The following is a 21,852-nucleotide window of genomic DNA, read 5'->3' as shown; positions in this document are numbered from 1 at the left end:
ATCATTAAGAGAATTGAAGAACAACTTGTGTGGATTTTTACTGATTGATTAATCGAAATAATTTTCATTGATTGATTGGTTTAAATTACTCGAAGTTTATTTGAGCGAAATTTAAGTCAGTAATTGATGAGCCAGAATTGGCACCTTGTCTTTAAATAAGGTGCAAAATGATTTTAACTGAAGAGTTTGATCATGGCTCAGATTGAACGCTGGCGGCAGGCTTAACACATGCAAGTCGAGCGGGGAAGGGTAGCTTGCTACCTGACCTAGCGGCGGACGGGTGAGTAATGCTTAGGAATCTGCCTATTAGTGGGGGACAACATCTCGAAAGGGATGCTAATACCGCATACGTCCTACGGGAGAAAGCAGGGGATCTTCGGACCTTGCGCTAATAGATGAGCCTAAGTCGGATTAGCTAGTTGGTGGGGTAAAGGCCTACCAAGGCGACGATCTGTAGCGGGTCTGAGAGGATGATCCGCCACACTGGGACTGAGACACGGCCCAGACTCCTACGGGAGGCAGCAGTGGGGAATATTGGACAATGGGGGGAACCCTGATCCAGCCATGCCGCGTGTGTGAAGAAGGCCTTATGGTTGTAAAGCACTTTAAGCGAGGAGGAGGCTACTTTAGTTAATACCTAGAGATAGTGGACGTTACTCGCAGAATAAGCACCGGCTAACTCTGTGCCAGCAGCCGCGGTAATACAGAGGGTGCAAGCGTTAATCGGATTTACTGGGCGTAAAGCGCGCGTAGGCGGCTAATTAAGTCAAATGTGAAATCCCCGAGCTTAACTTGGGAATTGCATTCGATACTGGTTAGCTAGAGTGTGGGAGAGGATGGTAGAATTCCAGGTGTAGCGGTGAAATGCGTAGAGATCTGGAGGAATACCGATGGCGAAGGCAGCCATCTGGCCTAACACTGACGCTGAGGTGCGAAAGCATGGGGAGCAAACAGGATTAGATACCCTGGTAGTCCATGCCGTAAACGATGTCTACTAGCCGTTGGGGCCTTTGAGGCTTTAGTGGCGCAGCTAACGCGATAAGTAGACCGCCTGGGGAGTACGGTCGCAAGACTAAAACTCAAATGAATTGACGGGGGCCCGCACAAGCGGTGGAGCATGTGGTTTAATTCGATGCAACGCGAAGAACCTTACCTGGCCTTGACATAGTAAGAACTTTCCAGAGATGGATTGGTGCCTTCGGGAACTTACATACAGGTGCTGCATGGCTGTCGTCAGCTCGTGTCGTGAGATGTTGGGTTAAGTCCCGCAACGAGCGCAACCCTTTTCCTTATTTGCCAGCGAGTAATGTCGGGAACTTTAAGGATACTGCCAGTGACAAACTGGAGGAAGGCGGGGACGACGTCAAGTCATCATGGCCCTTACGGCCAGGGCTACACACGTGCTACAATGGTCGGTACAAAGGGTTGCTACACAGCGATGTGATGCTAATCTCAAAAAGCCGATCGTAGTCCGGATTGGAGTCTGCAACTCGACTCCATGAAGTCGGAATCGCTAGTAATCGCGGATCAGAATGCCGCGGTGAATACGTTCCCGGGCCTTGTACACACCGCCCGTCACACCATGGGAGTTTGTTGCACCAGAAGTAGCTAGCCTAACTGCAAAGAGGGCGGTTACCACGGTGTGGCCGATGACTGGGGTGAAGTCGTAACAAGGTAGCCGTAGGGGAACCTGCGGCTGGATCACCTCCTTAACGAAAGATTGACGATTGGTAAGAATCCACAACAAGTTGTTCTTCATAGATGTATCTGAGGGTCTGTAGCTCAGTTGGTTAGAGCACACGCTTGATAAGCGTGGGGTCACAAGTTCAAGTCTTGTCAGACCCACCATGACTTTGACTGGTTGAAGTTGTAGATAAAAAGATACATGACTGATGATGTAAGCTGGGGACTTAGCTTAGTTGGTAGAGCGCCTGCTTTGCACGCAGGAGGTCAGGAGTTCGACTCTCCTAGTCTCCACCAGAACTTAAGAGAAGTTCGGATTACAGAAATTAGTAAATAGAGATTTCGGTCTTGGTTTATTAACTTCTGTGATTTAAGTATCACGGTATTAAGCATGACCTGACGAAGGCATGTTTATTCATTAACAGATTGGCAAAATTGAGTCTGAAATAAATTGTTCACTCAAGAGTTTAGATTAAGCAATTAATCTAGATGAATTGAGAACTAGCAAATTAACTGAATCAAGCGTTTTGGTATATGAATTTAGATTGAAGCTGTACAGTGTTTAGATACACAGTACTTCGAACTGTATGGATGAATGAGAGATCATTTGTTCTGTTGCTACACCAACTTGTAGGTGTAACGACTGTTTGGGGTTGTATAGTCAAGTAATTAAGTGCATGTGGTGGATGCCTTGGCAGTCAGAGGCGATGAAAGACGTGATAGCCTGCGAAAAGCTCCGGGGAGGCGGCAAATATCCTGTGATCCGGAGATTTCTGAATGGGGGAACCCACCTACTTTAAGGTAGGTATTGCAACATGAATACATAGTGTTGCAAGGCGAACGAGGGGAAGTGAAACATCTCAGTACCCTTAGGAAAAGAAATCAATTGAGATTCCCTCAGTAGCGGCGAGCGAACGGGGATCAGCCCATTAAGTTATGTGTGTTTTAGTGGAACGCTCTGGGAAGTGCGAACGTAGAGGGTGATATTCCCGTACACGAAAGGGCACACATAATGATGACGAGTAGGGCGAGGCACGTGAAACCTTGTCTGAATATGGGGGGACCATCCTCCAAGGCTAAATACTCCTGACTGACCGATAGTGAACCAGTACCGTGAGGGAAAGGCGAAAAGAACCCCTGTGAGGGGAGTGAAATAGATCCTGAAACCGCATGCATACAAGCAGTGGGAGCCGACTTGTTCGGTGACTGCGTACCTTTTGTATAATGGGTCAGCGACTTATATTCAGTAGCGAGGTTAACCGTATAGGGGAGCCGTAGAGAAATCGAGTCTTAATAGGGCGTTTAGTTGCTGGGTATAGACCCGAAACCAGGCGATCTATCCATGAGCAGGTTGAAGGTTGGGTAACACTAACTGGAGGACCGAACCCACTGTCGTTGAAAAGCCAGGGGATGACTTGTGGATAGGGGTGAAAGGCTAATCAAGCCTGGTGATAGCTGGTTCTCCCCGAAAGCTATTTAGGTAGCGCCTCGGACGAATACCATAGGGGGTAGAGCACTGTTTCGGCTAGGGGGTCATCCCGACTTACCAAACCGATGCAAACTCCGAATACCTATGAGTACTATCCGGGAGACAGACTGCGGGTGCTAACGTCCGTAGTCAAGAGGAAAACAATCCAGACCGCCAGCTAAGGCCCCAAAATCATAGTTAAGTGGGAAACGATGTGGGAAGGCATAGACAGCTAGGAGGTTGGCTTAGAAGCAGCCACCCTTTAAAGAAAGCGTAATAGCTCACTAGTCGAGTCGGCCTGCGCGGAAGATGTAACGGGGCTAAAACTATGTGCCGAAGCTGCGGATTTGACATTAGTCAAGTGGTAGGGGAGCGTTCTGTAAGCCGATGAAGGTGTATTGAGAAGTATGCTGGAGGTATCAGAAGTGCGAATGCTGACGTGAGTAACGACAAAACGGGTGAAAAACCCGTTCGCCGAAAGACCAAGGGTTCCAGTCCAACGTTAATCGGGGCTGGGTGAGTCGATCCCTAAGGCGAGGCCGAAAGGCGTAGTCGATGGGAAATTGGTTAATATTCCAATACTTCTGTGTAATGCGATGAGAGGACGGAGAAGGTTAAGTCAGCCTGGCGTTGGTTGTCCAGGTGGAAGGATGTAGGTATGTATCTTAGGCAAATCCGGGGTACTCTATACTGAGATCCGATAGCAAGCTGTACTTGTACAGTGAAGTGGCTGATACCATGCTTCCAGGAAAAGTCTCTAAGCTTCAGTTACACAGGAATCGTACCCGAAACCGACACAGGTGGTCAGGTCGAGTAGACCAAGGCGCTTGAGAGAACTCTGCTGAAGGAACTAGGCAAAATGGTACCGTAACTTCGGGAGAAGGTACGCTGTTGTTGGTGATGGAACTTGCTTCCTGAGCTGATGACAGCCGCAGAAACCAGGCCGCTGCAACTGTTTATTAAAAACATAGCACTCTGCAAACACGAAAGTGGACGTATAGGGTGTGATGCCTGCCCGGTGCTGGAAGGTTAATTGATGGGGTTAGCGTAAGCGAAGCTCTTGATCGAAGCCCCAGTAAACGGCGGCCGTAACTATAACGGTCCTAAGGTAGCGAAATTCCTTGTCGGGTAAGTTCCGACCTGCACGAATGGCATAATGATGGCGGCGCTGTCTCCAGCAGAGGCTCAGTGAAATCGAAATCGCTGTGAAGATGCAGTGTACCCGCGGCTAGACGGAAAGACCCCGTGAACCTTTACTGCAGCTTGACACTGAACTTTGACCTTACTTGTGTAGGATAGGTGGGAGGCTTTGAAGTTGGAACGCTAGTTCCAATGGAGCCGTCCTTGAAATACCACCCTGGTAATGTTGAGGTTCTAACTCTGTCCCGTTATCCGGGACGAGGACCGTGTCTGGTGGGTAGTTTGACTGGGGCGGTCTCCTCCTAAAGAGTAACGGAGGAGTACGAAGGTGCGCTCAGCGTGGTCGGAAATCACGCGTAGAGTATAAAGGCAAAAGCGCGCTTAACTGCGAGACCCACAAGTCGAGCAGGTACGAAAGTAGGTCTTAGTGATCCGGTGGTTCTGTATGGAAGGGCCATCGCTCAACGGATAAAAGGTACTCTGGGGATAACAGGCTGATACCGCCCAAGAGTTCATATCGACGGCGGTGTTTGGCACCTCGATGTCGGCTCATCTCATCCTGGGGCTGAAGCAGGTCCCAAGGGTATGGCTGTTCGCCATTTAAAGAGGTACGCGAGCTGGGTTTAGAACGTCGTGAGACAGTTCGGTCCCTATCTACCGTGGGCGCTGGAAATTTGAGAGGATCTGCTCCTAGTACGAGAGGACCAGAGTGGACGAACCTCTGGTGTACCGGTTGTGACGCCAGTCGCATCGCCGGGTAGCTATGTTCGGAAGGGATAACCGCTGAAAGCATCTAAGCGGGAAGCCTACCTCAAGATAAGATTTCCCTAGGAATTTATTCCTCTAAAGAGCCGTTCGAGACTAGGACGTTGATAGGTTGGATGTGGAAGCATAGTGATATGTGAAGCTGACCAATACTAATTGCTCGTGAGGCTTGACTATACAACACCCAAGCAGTTGTATATAAAGCATCAATCGATTCATAAATCTACAAAGCAACTTGATTTAGTTACTCCACTAGATAAAATGAACAAGTCAGATTCAATCAGCCCAATCTGTAAAGATTTGGAAAACGCTTCGGCAATCAATAAGACCAAAGCAAGTATCCATAAACAGTTGTGCTGGCGACCATAGCAAGAGTGAACCACCTGATCCCTTCCCGAACTCAGAAGTGAAACCTCTTAGCGCTGATGGTAGTGTGGGGTTACCCATGTGAGAGTAAGTCATCGCCAGCTCATTATTCAAACACCCCGGTCTCGAAAGAAACCGGGGTGTTGCTTTATGCGCGGAAGAGAAATAGAAAACACATAATCAAAAGAACAGATTTACACAGTTACTCTATTTTAGAGATATAGGGTCTTAGTTCAATGTAATAAAAAAACATTTCATAATATTCCAATCTTTGCTTAATCTATAAATAGTTAAAATAAATAGTTAAATTTGAGTTTTCATCTATGCAGTTCAAAATTATCGCAGCCCAAGATCTAGATAAAAATCAACGCAATCAAATTGCTGAATTATGTTTTGCTGCTTTTGATGAAGATCCATGGAGCCAATATGCTTTCATGCAAAAAGCATTTCATGTCGTGGGTATATTAGATGATCAAATTGTTTCACATGCCTTATGGACGGATAGAGTTTTTACTATAAATGGCAGCTCCGATGTAAAAACTGCTTATGTAGAGTATGTGACCACTGATTACACGATGAGAGGTAAGGGGCTTGCATCACAATTACTAAAATATTTAGTTGAAGCATTAACTGATTTGGAATATGAACTTGCTGCATTACAACCAGAAGATGAAGCATTTTATAAAAAATTAGGTTGGACTACTTGGTGGGGGGATTTGTACATCAAAAAAGATATATCTACTTATCTGACTGATGACTATGAAATTATGCTATATCCTTTGAGTATCCATATGAAAGATCTACTCTCACACAGTTCAGAGGCCGATAGTATTTGCGCAGAATGGCGAGAGGGTGAAGTTTGGTAGTTCTAATGATCTAATAAATTCATTTTTTTATTCTGTCTAAAATAGATGTAGCTGTCATTTTTTCATATTACTTAACTTTTTCTACTTTCCTGTTTATTAGACAAGCCTATAATGATTCAGAATCATTCCAAATCTAATAAGGATATAACATGTCTACCGATCAGCAATTTCCAACTCCCAACAATTTAGGTATCGCGGTATATTCAAATAATGCCGAAGCCATTGGTAATACACCTTTAGTACGTATTAACCGATTGATTAAAACAGGTGCAACCGTATTAGCAAAAGTGGAAAGCCGTAACCCTGCATTTTCTGTGAAATGCCGCATCGGAGCGGCACTTATTGCAGATGCGGAAAAGCGTGGTGTATTAAAAGAAGGTATGCATATTGTTGAGCCAACGAGTGGTAATACTGGTATTGCATTGGCATTTGTAGCTGCGGCAAAAGGTTATTCAATTACTCTAACTATGCCTGCCAGTATGAGCCTTGAGCGTAGAAAAGTATTAAAAGCTTTAGGTGCTAATTTGGTATTAACTGAACCCGCGAAAGGAATGAAAGGTGCAGTTGATGAGGCTGTACGATTAGCAACTGAACAGCCAGATCTTTATTTCTTGCCACAACAATTTGAAAATCCAGCGAATCCACAAATTCATGTAGACACAACTGGTCCTGAAATTTGGCAAGCTACAGGTGGGCAAGTCGATATTTTAGTTGCGGGCGTCGGTACTGGCGGTACGATTACAGGTATTTCTCGTTATTTTGAACAGGTTCAAAATAAGCCATTGTACTCAGTAGCTGTTGAACCTGCTGAATCTCCAATTATTACTCAAACTAAAAATGGTGAGAACATTACACCTGCACCGCATAAAATTCAGGGAATTGGTGCGAACTTTATTCCAAAGAATCTTGATTTGAACCTTGTGGATGAAGTCTTACCAGTGACTAGCGAAGAAGCAATTCAATGGGCGAGAAACTGTGCAACTCAAGAAGGTATTTTAGTGGGTATTTCAAGTGGAGCTGCATTGGCAGCCGCTGCTAAAATTGCAGAGCGTCCTGAAAATGCTGGTAAAACCATTGTTGTTATTCTGCCAGATAGTGGGGAACGTTATCTGTCTTCTGTGTTATTTGAAGGTTTATTTGACGAATAAAATTAACCGCATAAAAAAGCCCATCCATTGATGGGCTTTTATTTAAGTTTTTTATAGAGCATTTTTTAAATTTTTTTGATGATGCTTGATAGATCGGGCATATTTTTTCGCTTTGTGACGGGTCCAGAAGCTTCGATCATATCCTGTTGGCCCAACATTATAATAAGCCGTGGCTTTGAACCAGCTATCTGCGGTTTGATAGTAATGATTTAAAATATAAGCACCACATTGGATATTTGTAGATTCATCATACAAATTACCAGCACAAGTTTGTTGCCAATAGCTTGGAATAATTTGAGTTAAACCAACAGCCCCAGTTGGAGAACGGGCATTACTATTGTAGTTCGACTCTTGTCTGATGACTGCCGCGAGTAAAAGTGGAGGAACATTATATTTGTCAGCACTTTGAATAATCATAGGAGATAAGCGATTGGCTGTACTCAGCGGAACGGAATAAGCTTTTTGTAAGCCAGATGATAGTTTATTTGAACGCCAAGTAAATGAGCCACTATTAGGGCCTAAGCTTGTACATCCTGTCATGATGATCATTAAAAAAGTTATGAGAAATTTCAGACCAAGGATGTGTAATTGTGATGGTTCAAAACGATTTTGGGTTAAAGATGAGGTAAGCAAAATACAAAACCAATCATGAAGTTTCAAATGAAATAATCGTATTTAGCCGTACTTATCGGATCAATATTAGTTCTGTTGCTTAGCACATCTAAAAAGTAAGAATTTTGTATAAGTGAAATGAAAAAACCCCGACATCCTGTCGAGGCTCCTTCGTATTCAGCTTTATGTAGCTAACTCCTGTCAACTACCGCTTCCTGCGTTCTTATTCTTCTTCAATGAGACATCCTGTCTCTCTATGATTCATATATTATGAAATAATACTAAAGCTGAATATCCGCAAATCACCGCAATTTTTGTACGTTTTAACTTACAGATCAACTTACTTAAATACGATGTCGACAAGTTTTTGGGCTACAGGAGCACAAATCAATACACTTGGAAAAGCCAATATCCATGCAATAATCCAAGCCGATACCCACAATGAAAGGAAATGATGATTTAGTCCCACTAATTTAAAAGTTGAAATACCTGAAACTATAAAAGACATCATTCCAGATAAAATGAAGAGGAATAAAAGCTTCTGTGCTTTCATGGTCTTATCTTCCTTGATAAGCATTTAAGGTTAATGCAAAATTTTCTCCAAATTGTTGAGCAGTTTTAATATCTCCTTCATCAAACCTATCGGCATTACTGCCATGTTCAGCCTGAGCCATTAAGCCTGACCATGAACCGAGACGGTTGGCTGCTTGAGTATAAGGAATACCTTGGTGTTGCTCAGGTATAATCGGGTTGCCGACCCATAACATGCCGTGTTGCATACAGAAGGTAAAAATCGAAATTAGTGTCGATTGTTTATCACCTGCGGGAAGAGAGGAAACGGTAAATCCAGCTGTTAGCTTTCCTTTAAAACTCTGTTTTTTCCATAATGGTCCCGTCGCATCCATGAGTTGTTTTAACTTGGAAGACACGCCACCTAAATAAGTAGGAGATCCCCAAATTAAACCATCATATTTAATTAGTGTTTCTGGGTTTTCGATGAGATGTTCGGCATTGAGTAAATCTACTTCAATATCTTGATGGCTCAAAATACCTGTTTGAATTTGCTGAGCGATAAATTGTGTATGCCCTTGGCGACTATAGTAAATAATGGCAACAGTTTTCATGGATAGTTTCCTTCTTATCTAAATTTGAAATAGTTTTGCAGTGAGATATAAGCCACAACCAAAAACACTATGATTCATCAAACTTTTTAGACAGTTCAAAAAAGGATGAGGTGTTTTTGATGAAGCAAAACCACTACCCATGGCGGGTTGCATAATAAAAAAAGGGATGAGAACGGTGACTACACCAAATACTAGTGCTGAGAAAAACTGAGGATGACTAAGCCAAGTTGAGCCAACAATGAAAAGAAAGCTAAATGAAAAGATTAGCCCGACACTATAGTGAGCAACCCAACCTAAAAAATATTCACCCTTAATTTGAGGGCTTTGAGCGATAGATTGATGGATGATTTTTCCGTGGAATATCCAGCCGATCCAGCGTCCGAGAAAGGCAAAATTTAAGGTCGGGATCTTAAATATTTTTAGTATTAACAGCCATATATCCATAATAACTGTTGCACCAATACCAAGACATAAAGCTTGGAAGAATAATATGGAGGTATTCATTTTTACACCTTGCTTTTATACGTATGAAACGTGATAAATTTATTGTGCAAGTTCAAGTTCACTTGAAGTCAAGAGGTGATTATGGATATTGGTGAAGTTGCTAAAAAGGCAAAAGTCACAACCGCTACACTACGTTTTTATGAAGAGAAGGGGCTAATTAAGTCGATTGGGCGGCAAGGTTTACGTCGGCAGTATGGTAAGCAGGTGCTTGATCAACTGGCACTTATTGCTTTAGGACGTGCTGCGGGTTTTTCTTTAAATGAGATCGCTACAATGTTTGGGCAAGATGGTAAGCCTGATCTTGATCGGGAAAAATTAAAAGATAAAGCTGAACAACTAGAGCAAATGGCAAAGCGTTTACATTTTATTAGTCAAGGATTACAGCATGCTGCTGTATGTCCTGCTGAAAATCATATGGAATGCCCAACTTTTCAGAACTTTTTGAAAGCAGCAATTGCTGGAGAATATCAGCCAACGAAACTTTAATTCTTTTTGATGAATTCATTTAGTTTGTGTCTGTATTGAATAGTTGGGTTTGTCATATTTTCGCCATAAAGATTTCATCTTTTTGAAGTAAAAACTTCATATAAGCTTGATTAAATTTGCTTAATTTTTTACCAAACGTACAAATTTATGAGCAAAAAAACTTTAGTCGCATTATTATGCTGCGCCAGTTTAGGATTGACGGCATGTAACGATAATAACGATCAAGAACAAACATCACCTACTGAAAACGTTACCGAACCAACTTTAATTTCTTTTGCCAAATTGCCTGTAGAAACTTATGCTGCTGGCCCAGACTCTGGTGCATATGTAAAAGGTGCAAATGGAATTTATCCTCCATTTAAAGGCCAGCCTGTACAAGGTTTTTCTGCTGCATTAAAAAATGAAGATGGCAGCTATATGGCAATGGCCGATAATGGCTTTGGTACCCAAGATAATTCAGCAGACTTCTTACTTCGTATTTATAAATTAAAACCTGATTTCAAAACTAAAACCAAAGGTACAGGGCAGGTTACGGTACAAAGCTTTATTCAATTGCGTGATCCAAATAAGTTAATTCCTTTTAATATCGTGAACGGTAATACGCCTGAGCGTTTATTAACGGGTGCTGATTTTGACCCAGAGTCAATGCAAAGTACTAGCGATGGAACTTATTGGATTGGGGATGAGTTTGGCCCTTATTTACTTCATTTTTCAGCGGATGGTGTGTTACTAGATGCACCAATCGCTTTACCAAACCCATTAAATCCGACCCAAGAATTACGTTCACCACAAAATCAGTTTAATAAAGCGCAAATTAATTTTGTAGAACCTCTAGTTCAGCAAAGTGGTGGTTTTGAAGGTATGGCAATTTCACCAGATGGGCAGTATCTTTACCCGCTTATAGAAAAGCCAATTAAATCAATTCGGGAAACGGAAAGACAGTTGCTGATTTCTCAATTCGACATTAAGAAAAAAGCGTATACAGGGAAATATTATTGGTTCCAATTAGACAGCAAGGCAACCAATATTGGTGACTTCCAACTCTTTAATGATAAAGAAGGCATTATTATTGAGCGTGATGCGACTCAGAATAATTTAGGCGGATATAAAAAATTAATCCGTATTAAATTGAATGAGTCAGGTCAGCTAGTAAGCCGTGAAGATTTAGTCGATTTAATTAAAATTGCTAACCCGAATATGTTGTATGGCACAGCTAGAGCAGGGGATATTGGTACGGGACAAGTTTTTGCTTTCCCGTTTGAAACCATTGAAGATGTGATTATTGAAAATGGTACAACGCTCACGGTACTAAATGACAATAACTTCCCTGGTTCAACAGGACGCAACGCAAAACTGGCTGATGATAACGAGATTATTCAAATTCGTTTGCCAAAAGCTTTGTTCTAAGCTCTATAAATAAAAATTAAAACTGCGGCGGATTTTGTTCCGCCGTATTTATTCTAAGAATAAAATATTGAGTAAAGTTTAATCAAATTAATTTCTATATTGTTGTTTTCGCATGTTTTATAAACAGGGAAAATGAATGAAATTCATGTTAAAATGATCGGCTTTCATCTTTAGATGTCTCTCCTTCATCTGCTAGCCGAGATTCGCAAGCCATGTCTACCGCTTATACCATGCAAACTGCGCCAAAAGCGCTGTTTGATTACGACAAATATTGGGCGTCGTGTTTTGAACCAGCGCCATTTTTGCCGATGTCACGAGAAGAAATGGACCAACTCGGCTGGGATGCTTGTGACTTTATTTTAGTCTGTGGTGATGCTTATATTGACCACCCATCATTTGTATCGGGTGTGATTGGGCGTGTACTTGAAGCACAAGGTTTCCGTGTCGGAATTATTGCGCAGCCAGATTGGACCAATGTTGAAAGTTTCCGCGTTTTAGGTAAGCCAACGATTGCTTGGGGTGTAACCGCAGGTAATATGGATTCGATGATTAACCGTTATACGGCAGATCGTAAAATCCGTTCTGATGATGCATATTCTCCAAATAATGAGCCAAATAAACGTCCTGACCGTGCTGCAACAGTATATTGCCAACGTTGTCGTGAAGCTTTCCCAGATGTACCAGTGTTATTAGGTGGTATTGAAGGAAGTTTACGTCGTATTGCACACTATGATTATTGGTCAGATAAAGTCCGTCGTTCGATTCTGATGGACTCAAAAGCCGATTTGCTGATGTATGGTAATGGTGAGCGTGCCATTATTGATGTGATGCATCGTTTGGCTAAAGGTGAAAAAATCCATGAGATTACAGATGTTCGTGGTACGGCATTTATTATTAATAAACATAACAAAGCATCAAAAGCAAAGTTTGTTGAAGTTGCGAGTAATGATGTAGATACGGTTGGGCGTGTTGACCCAATTATTAACCCATATGTCATGACAGAAGATATTGATGGCTGTGAGGTTGAAAAAGAAAAGGGTAATTCTTTAGCTCAGTATCAAAATTTCCAAAAAGAGATTGTTGCGAATCCGATTGTGCGTGAAGGTGACAAACTCGATGACGATACTCAAATCGTTCAATTAAAGCCAGCACCTTCAAAAGCAATTAAACACAAATTACCTCCACGCGAGTTGGCAGTTATTCGCTTGCCTTCTTTTGAAGAAGTGGCGAATGATCAAGTGCTTTATGCACATGCAAACCGTATTTTGCACCTTGAAACTAATCCGGGTAATGCTCGTGCGTTGGTTCAACGCCATGGTGAGCGTGATGTGTGGATTAACCCGCCTCCAATTCCTCTAACTACTGAGGAAATGGATTATGTGTTTGATTTACCTTATGCACGTTTGCCACATCCTACTTATGGTGATGCGCGTTTCCCTGCATTTGATATGATCAAATTCTCAGTCAACATTATGCGTGGCTGTTTTGGTGGTTGTACATTCTGTTCGATTACAGAACATGAAGGTCGTATTATTCAAAACCGTTCGGAAGATTCGATCTTACGTGAGATTGAAAAAATTCGTGATACGGCACCAAATTTCACCGGCATTATTTCAGACTTAGGTGGCCCAACAGCAAACATGTACCGTTTGCACTGTAAAGACCCAGAAATTGAGAAGAACTGTCGTAAACCTTCTTGTGTTTATCCGGGCGTTTGTCAAAACTTACATACCGATCATGCGCCGTTAGTGCAGCTTTACCGTAAAGCACGTGCGATTAAAGGTGTGAAGAAGATTCTGATTGGTTCAGGTTTACGTTATGACCTGGCTGTACTCAACCCTGAATATGTCAAAGAGCTGGTGCAACACCACGTTGGTGGTTATTTAAAAATTGCTCCTGAACATACTGAGCAAGGCCCATTATCTAAAATGATGAAACCGGGTATTGGTACGTATGATCGTTTTAAGCAAATGTTTGACCGTTTCAGTAAAGAAGCAGGAAAAGAGCAGTATCTCATTCCTTACTTTATTGCTGCACATCCGGGTACTTCAGATTATGACATGATGCACCTTGCTATTTGGTTGAAAAAGAATGGTTTCCGTGCCGATCAGGTACAGACGTTCTATCCATCACCAATGGCAACTGCAACCACCATGTATTATTCGGGCAAAAACCCGCTTGCTAAAGTCGCTCGTTATACTGAAAAAGTTGATATTGTAAAAGGTGAGAAACGCCGTCGTCTGCATAAAGCATTCTTACGTTACCATGATCCAAACAACTGGCCATTACTTCGTGAAGCTTTAAAAGAAATGGGCCGTGCCGATTTGATTGGTAATTCAAAGCAGCATTTAATTCCGACCTATCAGCCAAAAGGTACTGAAGGGGAATATAAATCTGCCCGTAAGAAAAACTCGTCTACGGCAGGGGATTCGGTTAAACGAAATAACCAGCAAACGAGTAATCATTCAAATCAGAAGCGTCCACAAAAAGGTCAAGTACTAACGCAACATACTGGTTTGCCTCCTCGTGAAACAGGTGAGAAGAGACCATTTGGTGGGAAAAGTAAACCAAAGTCAAAAGCACGTGGATAATGATAAAAAAGGCTCTTAAACAGAGCCTTTTTTGTTTTTCATGAGGTTATTTAAATCGTATAGTGAGATTTTTGCAGATTTAAAGTACAAAAAACGTAACGAATAATGATAAATATCCAAAATCTGACGAGCTGCACTTGATTGTTGTTGACTCTATGATTATAAATAATGTTGAGGGTGGCTAAATTTAAGCCAAGCTTGATAACTACAAGTGAAATTACTAAGTGAACCTTTTAAAAAACGGCTGTGTCGTTATCAATTAAAACAAAGCGTGATCTAGCAAAATCATTATAAAAAACTTAAAGGATTAGACCCATGTACTATTTAATTACGATCTTACTACTCTTTTTGACTGTCATTATGGCGGCGAAAAGCCTCTCAAGAAAACACCAACAAGACAGTGCTTTAAAGCGCCGTGCTGTATTAAGTAGTCATGAGCAAATGACTCTTACTCGTTTACAAACAGTATTTCCTAAATTTACTGTATTAGCTCATGTCTCATTTGATGCTTTATTAACAACTAAATATGCTCACACCCGTCGAAAATATCAAAATATGACGGCTGACTTTGTGGTACTTGATCAAAATTACCAAGTTTTTGTGGTGGTTATGCTTGAAGAAAATGGTTTACGTCGTGCACATCAGCAGTATGAACGCCGTTTATTACAACTTGCTGGTTACCGTGTACTACGCTACAGCAGTGTGCCTGATTATAATGATTTAAGAAGAGATTTATTGACCCCTGAATCAGAGATGGCAACTTTACATGCCACGCCGCAGTTAGAGCGAATCTCAAATGCTTTTGTGAAGTCTTAACAAGTAGAGATTATAAAATTTTGATTTTAGGGTTTATTAAAGACGATATGAATAAAATACGGATATTAGAATTTTTTGAACTATAAACAATGAGCAATATTACTGTAAATATTGCTCATTTTTTTATTGATTAAAATCAATAAGAACTATGGAAGTACCGCAACGACAGTCATTTCTACTAGTACGTCAGGTGCGTAAAGTTTAGACTCCACACAAGTACGAGCAGGTGGATTTTCTTTGCTAATCCATGCATCCCATACAGCATTCATGGCTGCATAGTCTGTTTCAATATCTTTTAGAAAAATCATGACTGAAAGAATATGGCTTTTGTCAGTACCAGCTTCAGCAAGTAAACGATCAATATTGTCTAAAGTTTGTTGAGTCTGTGCCGTAATGTCTACACTGGTGTCATCAGCGAGTTGGCCTGCTAAATGGACTAAATTACCTGAAATCGCAACTTCGCAGTAGCGTGAAGTCACGTGTAAACGCTTTACCGTCATAAAAATGCTCTAAAGTGTATTTATTGAATAGCTTTGATTTTATGAATAGATGCAGGGTTGGTGCAAGCAAGTACAAAGGAATTTAAGTAGATTATTGTGATAAAAAAATCTAAGCCATGTATCAGAAGAGCCCTGTAATATTCGGATTTGGTCGTCACGCCAATCACAGGACGATATGCCTAAAGTAAAGGTTGCTTTGGCATGTTGCAAATACATGGGTAATGAATATGCGCTAATTAGATTACTGTAATTTTTGATCAAAAGGTAACAGTTTTTGTCTAAATCTTGTTCTTTTGAATAAAAAAACATCAATTATAATAATGAAAGTTGGAAGTCGTCAGCTTTGGTCTGTAACTGATAAACACCAATTCCAATAAGACGAAATTGGAAGTTTTCGGGAATATGCATTTCATTTAAAAGTAAGAATAAAACTTGAATCAAATCTTGTTGAGAATGGATTGGAGTTTTAAAACTTTTACTGTGTTGTAAAGTCTGAAAATTTTTGAGTTTGAGCTTAATATTTACGCCACGAGCATAGAGTTGTTTTTTCTCTAAACTTTGCCAAACTTTTTCAGCTAAGCCATGCCAATAAGGTTGGCACTGAGTTAGGGTTAAATCACTATCAAATGTGGTTTCTTTCGAAATTTGCTGACGAGCACGTTCAGCTTGAACAGGGCGGTTATCAATACCTTGGGCGTATAAATAAAGCTGTTGCCCATATTTACCAAAGTGATGAACTAAAACCGCTTCTTCAATTTTTTGCAAGTCACCTAGTGTGTGCAATTCAAGCTGTTGGAGTTTTTCTTGGGTAACTTTGCCCACGCCAGGAATCTTTTTTAGCGGAAGGTCTTGAATAAAAGTAGCGACTTGAGATGGTTTGATTACACATAAACCATTCGGTTTATTCCAGTCAGAAGCGACTTTTGCCAAAAATTTATTAGGTGCTACACCAGCCGAGGCAGTCAGTCCTGTTAGTCTAAAAATATCTTCCCGAATATGCATAGCCACTTCGGTTGCACTCGCGATTTGCTTTAAATTCTCAGTGACATCTAAATATGCTTCATCAAGCGATAAAGGTTCAATGAGAAGAGTATATTGCTGAAAGATTGAATGGATTTGAGCCGAGACTGTACGATATTTTTCAAAATTAGGTTCGATAATAACAACTTGAGGGCATAGTTTTCTTGCTTGGCTCATAGACATGGCAGAGCGTAAACCGAACTCACGGGCAGGATAAGAAGCTGCCGCAATTACAGCGCGCGGATGATGAGAAGAGATAACGACAGGAAGATGCTTTAGATCAGGACGCTCTCGCAATTCGACCGATGCATAAAAGGCATCCATATCGATATGAATGATTTTGCGCATATTATTGTGCTTTCACGATGCCTTGTTGCTGTAAAAATTGATGCCACTCTTTGACTGAACCCTCATAAACATTTAAGTCTACTGGCTTTGACATGCCTTCAATTTTACCTTGATTACTATGCTGCCAAAAGAGCCATTTTCTTTTGTCTTTCAGTTCAGGTTTTCCTTCATAATCTCTAACCCAAAGCGGGGTATTAGGGAAATTTCCTATTAACACAATATGGTAAAAAGTTTTGGAGATATAAAAGATAGGTTGTTTGCCATAATGCTGTTTTAAGCGGTCATGCATAATGCCTATTTCTTTAAGTAATTGTTCTTTGGTGTGTGTATTAATACAGTTGCTATCATATTCGAGATCGATAACAGGTGGAAGCGCATCGACTTTTTTGGGAACAGTTGCAATAAAATTTTCAGCTTGTGTTTTACCATCACGACATAGACGATAAAAATGATAAGCCCCTACATGAAATCCATGTTCGCGTGCTTTTAACCAGTTTTCTTGAAATTTTGAATCTTTATAATCACCGCCTTCAGTCGCTTTTAAATAGACGAACTGGAATTTTTGGGGTGATATTTTTTTCCAGTTAATCTCTTCTTGATGATGAGAAACATCAAAGCCTTGAACTGGATAATCTTGAGCAATTGCTTTTTGTTGATAGAACAGACCGAAGTAAGTGAGAACCCCCATGACACAAGCTAAAACAATACCGATTACGGTGTTGTAGCGTGGTGCAGAAAAGGTTTTTGCCAGCTTGGTCATGCAAAACTCAGTATCAAGATGAAGCTCACATAATAGCGTGATTTACGAACGAGAAACCATGCTAAAAATGCAACTGCTTACACAGGTGTATTTTTTGGAATTTGCCAAAAGATAAGCGCAGTAATGACGTTAATACAGCCCAAACAGACTAGAGTGACATGAAACGCTGTTGTCACATGGGCTGTACCATAGTAATTGGTAAATACATTAATGAGAGTACCTGCCAATGCAACACCGATACTCATAGAAAGCATCATAATCATTGATAGGAAACTATTTCCACTACTTGCATCTTGTTGAGGCAAGTCTTTTAAAGTCAGTGTATTCATACCTACAAACTGTAATGAGTTTAATGTACCAAACAAGAAAAAGTGTAAGGCTCTAAACCAAGTAGGCGTGTCGACAGTCATAATCGCAAAAGATGCAATACATAGACCGACTAATGTGGTGTTAATTAACAGAAAGCGGCGATAACCCATTTTCTGAATAATAGGTCTAACAATCGGCTTAGAAAAAAGTGAACCTAGCACTAGTGGAATCATCATTAAACCCGCAATAAATGGTTCAAATCCAAAAGCCACTTGCAACATGAGTGGTATGACGAAAGGTAAAGCGTTACCACCAAAGCGAGCGAAGAAATTACCTAAAATCCCAATTGCGAAAATTTTATTTTTAAATAATCGGCTACGGAATAATGCATTTTGATGAGTATGGGAATGATAGGCATACCAAAGTGTTGCAATTACTCCGACTATTAATAGAGAAATACTTAACCATTTGGAATATTCAGGAGAGGCAAGATGTTCAATACCTAAAGACCAGCCAATCATTGCAACCACCAAGAGCACAAACCCCATAAGATCAAAGGTTTTAACCGTAGGTTCTTTTACATTTGGCATGACTTTTAATGTCATTAATATACCGAGTACACCCATTGGAATATTAATAAGAAAAATCCAGTGCCATGTTGCCACTTCAACTAACCAGCCTCCTAATGTTGGACCTGCGAGAGGGCCAAGTAAACCTGCCAGACTCATGAGGCTCATAGCAGCTAGGAATTGAGTTCGGGGAATAATTTTTAAAAGTGATAAACGACCAACGGGGAGTAATAGTGCTCCTCCCACACCCTGAATGACACGGAAAAATAAAAGTTCATTCAGATTTTGAGACAGCCCACACCCCAAAGAAGCTAAAGTAAAAATAATAATTGCTGATAAAAATGTATTTCTAACGCCAAACCGATCGGCTAACCATCCACTTAAAGGAATGCAGGCAGCAACCGACAAAACATAAGCCACCACCACGCTATGCATACGTAATGGGTCTTCATTTAAATGGTGTGCCATTGCAGGAATAGCAGTATTTACAATTGTGGTATCTAATGCCTGCATAAAAAAGCCAATAGACACCAAAAGTACGAGTAAGCGATATTCAGGTTGCAAGGCTTGGTGAGTCGGCGTGGCATTCATAACATTTGAAAGTTAACGTTTTGGTTTAGTTTAAAACAAATTGAAAGTAAAAAAAGTAAGACAATGTTGAGTGCCCCTTTACTAAATCTAATTGCTCTTGAAGGCAACGGTGAAAATAGTGAAAACAAAAAAAGCGGAAGAACCGCTTTTTTATTGAGATAGGAGAGTTTACACAACAAATCTCTTTGGCATTTTTAAGTTTCGGATGACGTTGTAAATTTGATCGATTTCTTCACATACAATTAATTTTGCTCGGTGTTGAAGGGGAAGAAAACCTTCTTGAACCGCATGATCTAGCTGGGCAATTAATGGATTATAAAAACCATTTACGTTATATAAAATCATGGGTTTTTGGTGCTGATTGAGTTGGCCCCAAGTCGCAATTTCCAAAATTTCTTCGAATGTTCCTAAACCGCCAGGTAATGCAATAAATGCACTTGCACGCTCTGCCATCATGGCCTTACGCTCATGCATGGTTTCGACCACATGCAATTCAGTTAGTCCTGCATGTGCGACTTCATAATCAAGCATAAATTCAGGAATGACACCTACAGCTTCTCCACCATGTGCAAGCACACTTTCTGCAACTTGGCCCATTAAACCAATGCTGGCACCGCCGTAGACTAAACCAAAACCTTGTTCCGCTATTCCGCTGGCTAATTCAATTGCCTTTTCTCGATAAATCGGCTTATTTCCTGCTCGTGAGCCACAATATAATGCAATAAGAGGTTGTGTTGTTTTTACAGATGTTATTGGTGAATCGTTTACTGCCATTGTTAATACGCTATTCATTGCTTTATTTTCACCTTATCACGTTCATATTTCTTGTCTACACTAAGCAAAAAATATGACAACTTTATAAGCAGTTTTATAGGAAAGACCCATGTTTTGTATGGGTTTGGTGAATACATATAATGATCAAATAAAAATGATGAATTTATGTTAAATCTTGCCTATACTGAAAATTCGTTTAACAACATATGAACAAATATGGGTAGTGGTTGTAGTCGCTCCGTTTTAATTTCTTGTCCTAAAAAAACATTATTTCCCCTTTGTCTAGGTACGCCTGTTGCGTTGCCCAATAAAGATAAAATCCACCCAGCACAGGAGCAGGATCAATGATCTTTGAATGGATGTCTGATCCGTCTGCTTGGGTAGGCTTAGCTACATTAATTGTTCTTGAAATCGTACTAGGGATCGATAACCTCGTCTTTATTGCTATTTTGGCTGAAAAGTTACCGCCAGAACAACGTACTAAGGCACGTATAGTGGGTTTAATACTCGCTTTGGGAATGCGTCTTGTCCTCTTGGCTTCAATTGCTTGGGTTGTGACACTCACCCAACCGCTTTTCCATATTTTTGATCATCCATTCTCTGGTCGTGATTTGATTTTATTATTCGGTGGTGTGTTCTTGTTATTTAAAGGCACCATGGAATTGCATGAGCGAATGGAAGGTAAACAGCTTCATAAAGAAGATAATCCAGTCCATGCCGCGTTCTGGATGGTTATTGTCCAGATTGTTGTGCTTGATGCCGTATTCTCATTAGACAGCGTAATTACTGCGGTGGGTATGGTCAAAGAGCTGTCAGTGATGATGGTTGCTGTTGTGATTGCTGTGGGTATCATGTTGTGGGCTTCGAGACCACTCATGGACTTTGTAAATAAGCACCCAACAGTCGTTATTCTGTGTCTTGGCTTCTTAATGATGATTGGTTTCTCTTTGGTGGTGGAAGGTTTTGGTTTCCATATTCCGAAGGGTTACTTATATGCTGCGATTGGTTTCTCGATTTTAGTCGAAATGATCAACCAAACCATGCGCCGCAATCAAGAAAAGCTAGTCACTACTACAGATTTACGTTATCGCACAGCATCTGCAGTTTTACGCATGTTAGGCAGTAAAAATAGCAGTTCTACTTCCGATACTCAAACGGCTGATAACGAAGATGTATTGGCTACACAAGCTTTTGCCGATGAAGTTTTTGACGAAGAAAATGGTGTTTACCACAGTGTGCTTGTACAAGGTGTACTTGGGTTATCTGAACGTCCAGTAAAGTCGGTGATGACTCCACGACCTGAACTTGAATGGATTGATTTAGACGACGAACCGGAAGTTTTGAAAGAACGTTTAATGTCGATGACACATTCACGTTTAATTGTTGCTCGTGGTGAACTTGATAATATTGAAGGTATCGCGCTTACGCATAAAGTTTTAAATAACTTTATTGAAACGGGTGTTGTCGATTTCCAAAAGCACTTACGTGAACCAGTTATTGTGCATGAAAATGCTCAAGTGCTTATGGTGATGGAGCAATTACGTCAGGCTCCTTTACAAATGGCCATTGTTCTAAATGAATATGGTTCAATTGAAGGTATTGCGACACCAATTGATATTTTAGAAGCTATTGCAGGTGAGTTCCCTGACGAAGACGAACTAGATGCAGCAGCTGAAAGCTTAGAAGATGGTTCTTTAATACTTGAAGGTTCAACCGATATTCGCCACGTATCTCTTTTACTTGGTCGTGACTTGGTAGATGAAAGTGAACAATATTCTACTTTATCGGGTTATTTGTTATTCCATTTAGGTCGTTTACCTGAAAATGGTGAAACTGTGGAAGCGGATGGTTATCGCTTTGAAGTTGTAACTATGGAAGGTCACAAGATCGAGAAAGTTCATATTGTTTCTATCGAACAAGATGAATCAAAAGATTAAATGACATTTTAAGTCTAGAAACATCATAAAATAGCTCAACTCTGAGCTATTTTTTTATTTGAGAAACA

The 21,852-nt window shown here is 40.8% G+C and carries 16 protein-coding genes, 2 tRNA genes, 3 rRNA genes and 1 pseudogene; 13 read left to right on the top strand and 9 right to left on the bottom strand.

The features are described from left to right. Positions 1–174 precede the first annotated feature (174 nt). From F985_RS07345 to cysK, 7 genes are all read left to right on the top strand, one after another. A 16S ribosomal RNA gene (locus F985_RS07345) occupies positions 175–1,712 on the top strand. Positions 1,713–1,771: 59 nt separating this feature from the next. Further along, positions 1,772–1,848 (top strand) — tRNA-Ile (locus tag F985_RS07340). 56 nt (positions 1,849–1,904) lie between these two features. After that, positions 1,905–1,980: transfer RNA gene (locus tag F985_RS07335), tRNA-Ala, on the top strand. A 362-nt stretch (positions 1,981–2,342) separates the two neighbouring features. Beyond that, positions 2,343–5,233 (top strand): 23S ribosomal RNA (locus F985_RS07330). 178 nt (positions 5,234–5,411) lie between these two features. Further along, positions 5,412–5,526 (top strand): 5S ribosomal RNA (rrf, locus tag F985_RS07325). The 16S, 23S and 5S rRNA genes sit together here with 2 tRNA genes alongside, the layout of an rRNA operon. 219 nt (positions 5,527–5,745) lie before the next feature. Next, a complete protein-coding gene (locus tag F985_RS07320) occupies positions 5,746–6,288 on the top strand; it encodes a GNAT family N-acetyltransferase (RefSeq protein ID WP_004699335.1) in 543 nt (180 codons plus the stop codon). 149 nt (positions 6,289–6,437) lie between these two features. Continuing rightward, positions 6,438–7,436, top strand: coding sequence for a cysteine synthase A (gene cysK, locus F985_RS07315; protein ID WP_004699333.1), 999 nt, complete (start codon positions 6,438–6,440; stop codon positions 7,434–7,436). A 51-nt stretch (positions 7,437–7,487) separates the two neighbouring features. Here cysK and F985_RS07310 read toward each other — a convergent pair whose 3' ends face one another. The 4 genes from F985_RS07310 to F985_RS07295 form a co-directional block, all read right to left on the bottom strand. After that, complete coding sequence (locus tag F985_RS07310; RefSeq protein ID WP_081401243.1) at positions 7,488–8,096, bottom strand: lytic transglycosylase domain-containing protein; 609 nt, start codon at positions 8,094–8,096, stop codon at positions 7,488–7,490. Between the two features lie 292 nt (positions 8,097–8,388). Then, positions 8,389–8,601: a DUF2798 domain-containing protein gene (locus tag F985_RS07305; protein ID WP_004699330.1), complete on the bottom strand. Its 213-nt coding sequence runs from the start codon at positions 8,599–8,601 to the stop codon at positions 8,389–8,391. A gap of 4 nt (positions 8,602–8,605) precedes the next feature. Further along, positions 8,606–9,172, bottom strand: coding sequence for a flavodoxin family protein (locus F985_RS07300; RefSeq protein ID WP_004699328.1), 567 nt, complete (start codon positions 9,170–9,172; stop codon positions 8,606–8,608). Between the two features lie 18 nt (positions 9,173–9,190). Beyond that, on the bottom strand, positions 9,191–9,676 hold the full coding sequence (locus tag F985_RS07295; protein ID WP_004699327.1) for a DUF2938 domain-containing protein: 486 nt from the start codon (positions 9,674–9,676) through the stop codon (positions 9,191–9,193). An 81-nt stretch (positions 9,677–9,757) separates the two neighbouring features. On the opposite strand from F985_RS07295, the gene F985_RS07290 reads away from it, so the two are divergent. From F985_RS07290 to F985_RS07275, 4 genes are all read left to right on the top strand, one after another. Continuing rightward, entirely contained in the window at positions 9,758–10,162 is a 405-nt protein-coding gene (locus F985_RS07290; RefSeq protein WP_004699321.1) for a helix-turn-helix domain-containing protein, read from the top strand. A 147-nt stretch (positions 10,163–10,309) separates the two neighbouring features. Next, on the top strand, positions 10,310–11,569 hold the full coding sequence (locus tag F985_RS07285) for an esterase-like activity of phytase family protein (protein ID WP_004699319.1): 1,260 nt from the start codon (positions 10,310–10,312) through the stop codon (positions 11,567–11,569). Between the two features lie 212 nt (positions 11,570–11,781). Beyond that, on the top strand, positions 11,782–14,160 hold the full coding sequence (locus F985_RS07280; protein ID WP_004699317.1) for a YgiQ family radical SAM protein: 2,379 nt from the start codon (positions 11,782–11,784) through the stop codon (positions 14,158–14,160). Between the two features lie 315 nt (positions 14,161–14,475). Beyond that, positions 14,476–14,976: a DUF2726 domain-containing protein gene (locus F985_RS07275; RefSeq protein WP_004699315.1), complete on the top strand. Its 501-nt coding sequence runs from the start codon at positions 14,476–14,478 to the stop codon at positions 14,974–14,976. Between the two features lie 146 nt (positions 14,977–15,122). Here F985_RS07275 and F985_RS07270 read toward each other — a convergent pair whose 3' ends face one another. Beyond that, positions 15,123–15,476, bottom strand: coding sequence for a RidA family protein (locus tag F985_RS07270; RefSeq protein ID WP_004699313.1), 354 nt, complete (start codon positions 15,474–15,476; stop codon positions 15,123–15,125). A 191-nt stretch (positions 15,477–15,667) separates the two neighbouring features. Between F985_RS07270 and F985_RS26070 the strand changes: the two are divergent. Then, positions 15,668–15,730, top strand: a pseudogene (locus F985_RS26070) (hypothetical protein); the annotation flags it as partial. Between the two features lie 58 nt (positions 15,731–15,788). Here the strand turns inward: F985_RS26070 and dinB are convergent. The 4 genes from dinB to F985_RS07250 form a co-directional block, all read right to left on the bottom strand. Further along, positions 15,789–16,844, bottom strand: coding sequence for a DNA polymerase IV (gene dinB / locus F985_RS07265; RefSeq protein ID WP_004699310.1), 1,056 nt, complete (start codon positions 16,842–16,844; stop codon positions 15,789–15,791). 1 nt (position 16,845) lies between these two features. Continuing rightward, positions 16,846–17,604 carry a glycoside hydrolase family 25 protein gene (locus tag F985_RS07260; RefSeq protein ID WP_004699308.1) on the bottom strand — a complete coding sequence of 253 codons (759 nt, stop codon included), beginning with the start codon at positions 17,602–17,604 and terminating at the stop codon, positions 16,846–16,848. A 77-nt stretch (positions 17,605–17,681) separates the two neighbouring features. Next, a complete protein-coding gene (mdtD, locus tag F985_RS07255; RefSeq protein WP_004699306.1) occupies positions 17,682–19,073 on the bottom strand; it encodes a multidrug transporter subunit MdtD in 1,392 nt (463 codons plus the stop codon). A 168-nt stretch (positions 19,074–19,241) separates the two neighbouring features. Beyond that, complete coding sequence (locus F985_RS07250) at positions 19,242–19,865, bottom strand: LOG family protein (RefSeq protein WP_004699303.1); 624 nt, start codon at positions 19,863–19,865, stop codon at positions 19,242–19,244. 326 nt (positions 19,866–20,191) lie between these two features. Here F985_RS07250 and F985_RS07245 point away from each other — a divergent pair, with 326 nt between their 5' ends. Continuing rightward, positions 20,192–21,784, top strand: coding sequence for a TerC family protein (locus F985_RS07245; protein WP_004699300.1), 1,593 nt, complete (start codon positions 20,192–20,194; stop codon positions 21,782–21,784). The last annotated feature ends 68 nt before the right edge of the window (positions 21,785–21,852 follow it).

Origin of the sequence: Acinetobacter seifertii, assembly GCF_000368065.1 — a bacterium.
GTDB classification, from domain to species: Bacteria; Pseudomonadota; Gammaproteobacteria; order Pseudomonadales; family Moraxellaceae; genus Acinetobacter; species Acinetobacter seifertii.
The sequence above is the reverse complement of the archived record's forward strand: the minus strand, read 5'-3'. Positions and strand labels throughout refer to the sequence as shown.

Bases quoted from the DNA above. Each gene is read 5' to 3' on its own strand.
- F985_RS07320 (WP_004699335.1), top strand. From the start codon at position 5,746: ATGCAGTTCAAAATTATCGCAGCCCAAGATCTAGATAAAAATCAACGC.
- cysK (WP_004699333.1), top strand. From the start codon at position 6,438: ATGTCTACCGATCAGCAATTTCCAACTCCCAACAATTTAGGTATCGCG.
- F985_RS07305 (WP_004699330.1), bottom strand. From the start codon at position 8,601: ATGAAAGCACAGAAGCTTTTATTCCTCTTCATTTTATCTGGAATGATG.
- F985_RS07300 (WP_004699328.1), bottom strand. From the start codon at position 9,172: ATGAAAACTGTTGCCATTATTTACTATAGTCGCCAAGGGCATACACAA.
- F985_RS07295 (WP_004699327.1), bottom strand. From the start codon at position 9,676: ATGAATACCTCCATATTATTCTTCCAAGCTTTATGTCTTGGTATTGGT.
- F985_RS07290 (WP_004699321.1), top strand. From the start codon at position 9,758: ATGGATATTGGTGAAGTTGCTAAAAAGGCAAAAGTCACAACCGCTACA.
- F985_RS07285 (WP_004699319.1), top strand. From the start codon at position 10,310: ATGAGCAAAAAAACTTTAGTCGCATTATTATGCTGCGCCAGTTTAGGA.
- F985_RS07280 (WP_004699317.1), top strand. From the start codon at position 11,782: ATGTCTACCGCTTATACCATGCAAACTGCGCCAAAAGCGCTGTTTGAT.
- F985_RS07275 (WP_004699315.1), top strand. From the start codon at position 14,476: ATGTACTATTTAATTACGATCTTACTACTCTTTTTGACTGTCATTATG.
- F985_RS07270 (WP_004699313.1), bottom strand. From the start codon at position 15,476: ATGACGGTAAAGCGTTTACACGTGACTTCACGCTACTGCGAAGTTGCG.
- dinB (WP_004699310.1), bottom strand. From the start codon at position 16,844: ATGCGCAAAATCATTCATATCGATATGGATGCCTTTTATGCATCGGTC.
- F985_RS07260 (WP_004699308.1), bottom strand. From the start codon at position 17,604: ATGACCAAGCTGGCAAAAACCTTTTCTGCACCACGCTACAACACCGTA.
- mdtD (WP_004699306.1), bottom strand. From the start codon at position 19,073: ATGAATGCCACGCCGACTCACCAAGCCTTGCAACCTGAATATCGCTTA.
- F985_RS07250 (WP_004699303.1), bottom strand. From the start codon at position 19,865: ATGAATAGCGTATTAACAATGGCAGTAAACGATTCACCAATAACATCT.
- F985_RS07245 (WP_004699300.1), top strand. From the start codon at position 20,192: ATGATCTTTGAATGGATGTCTGATCCGTCTGCTTGGGTAGGCTTAGCT.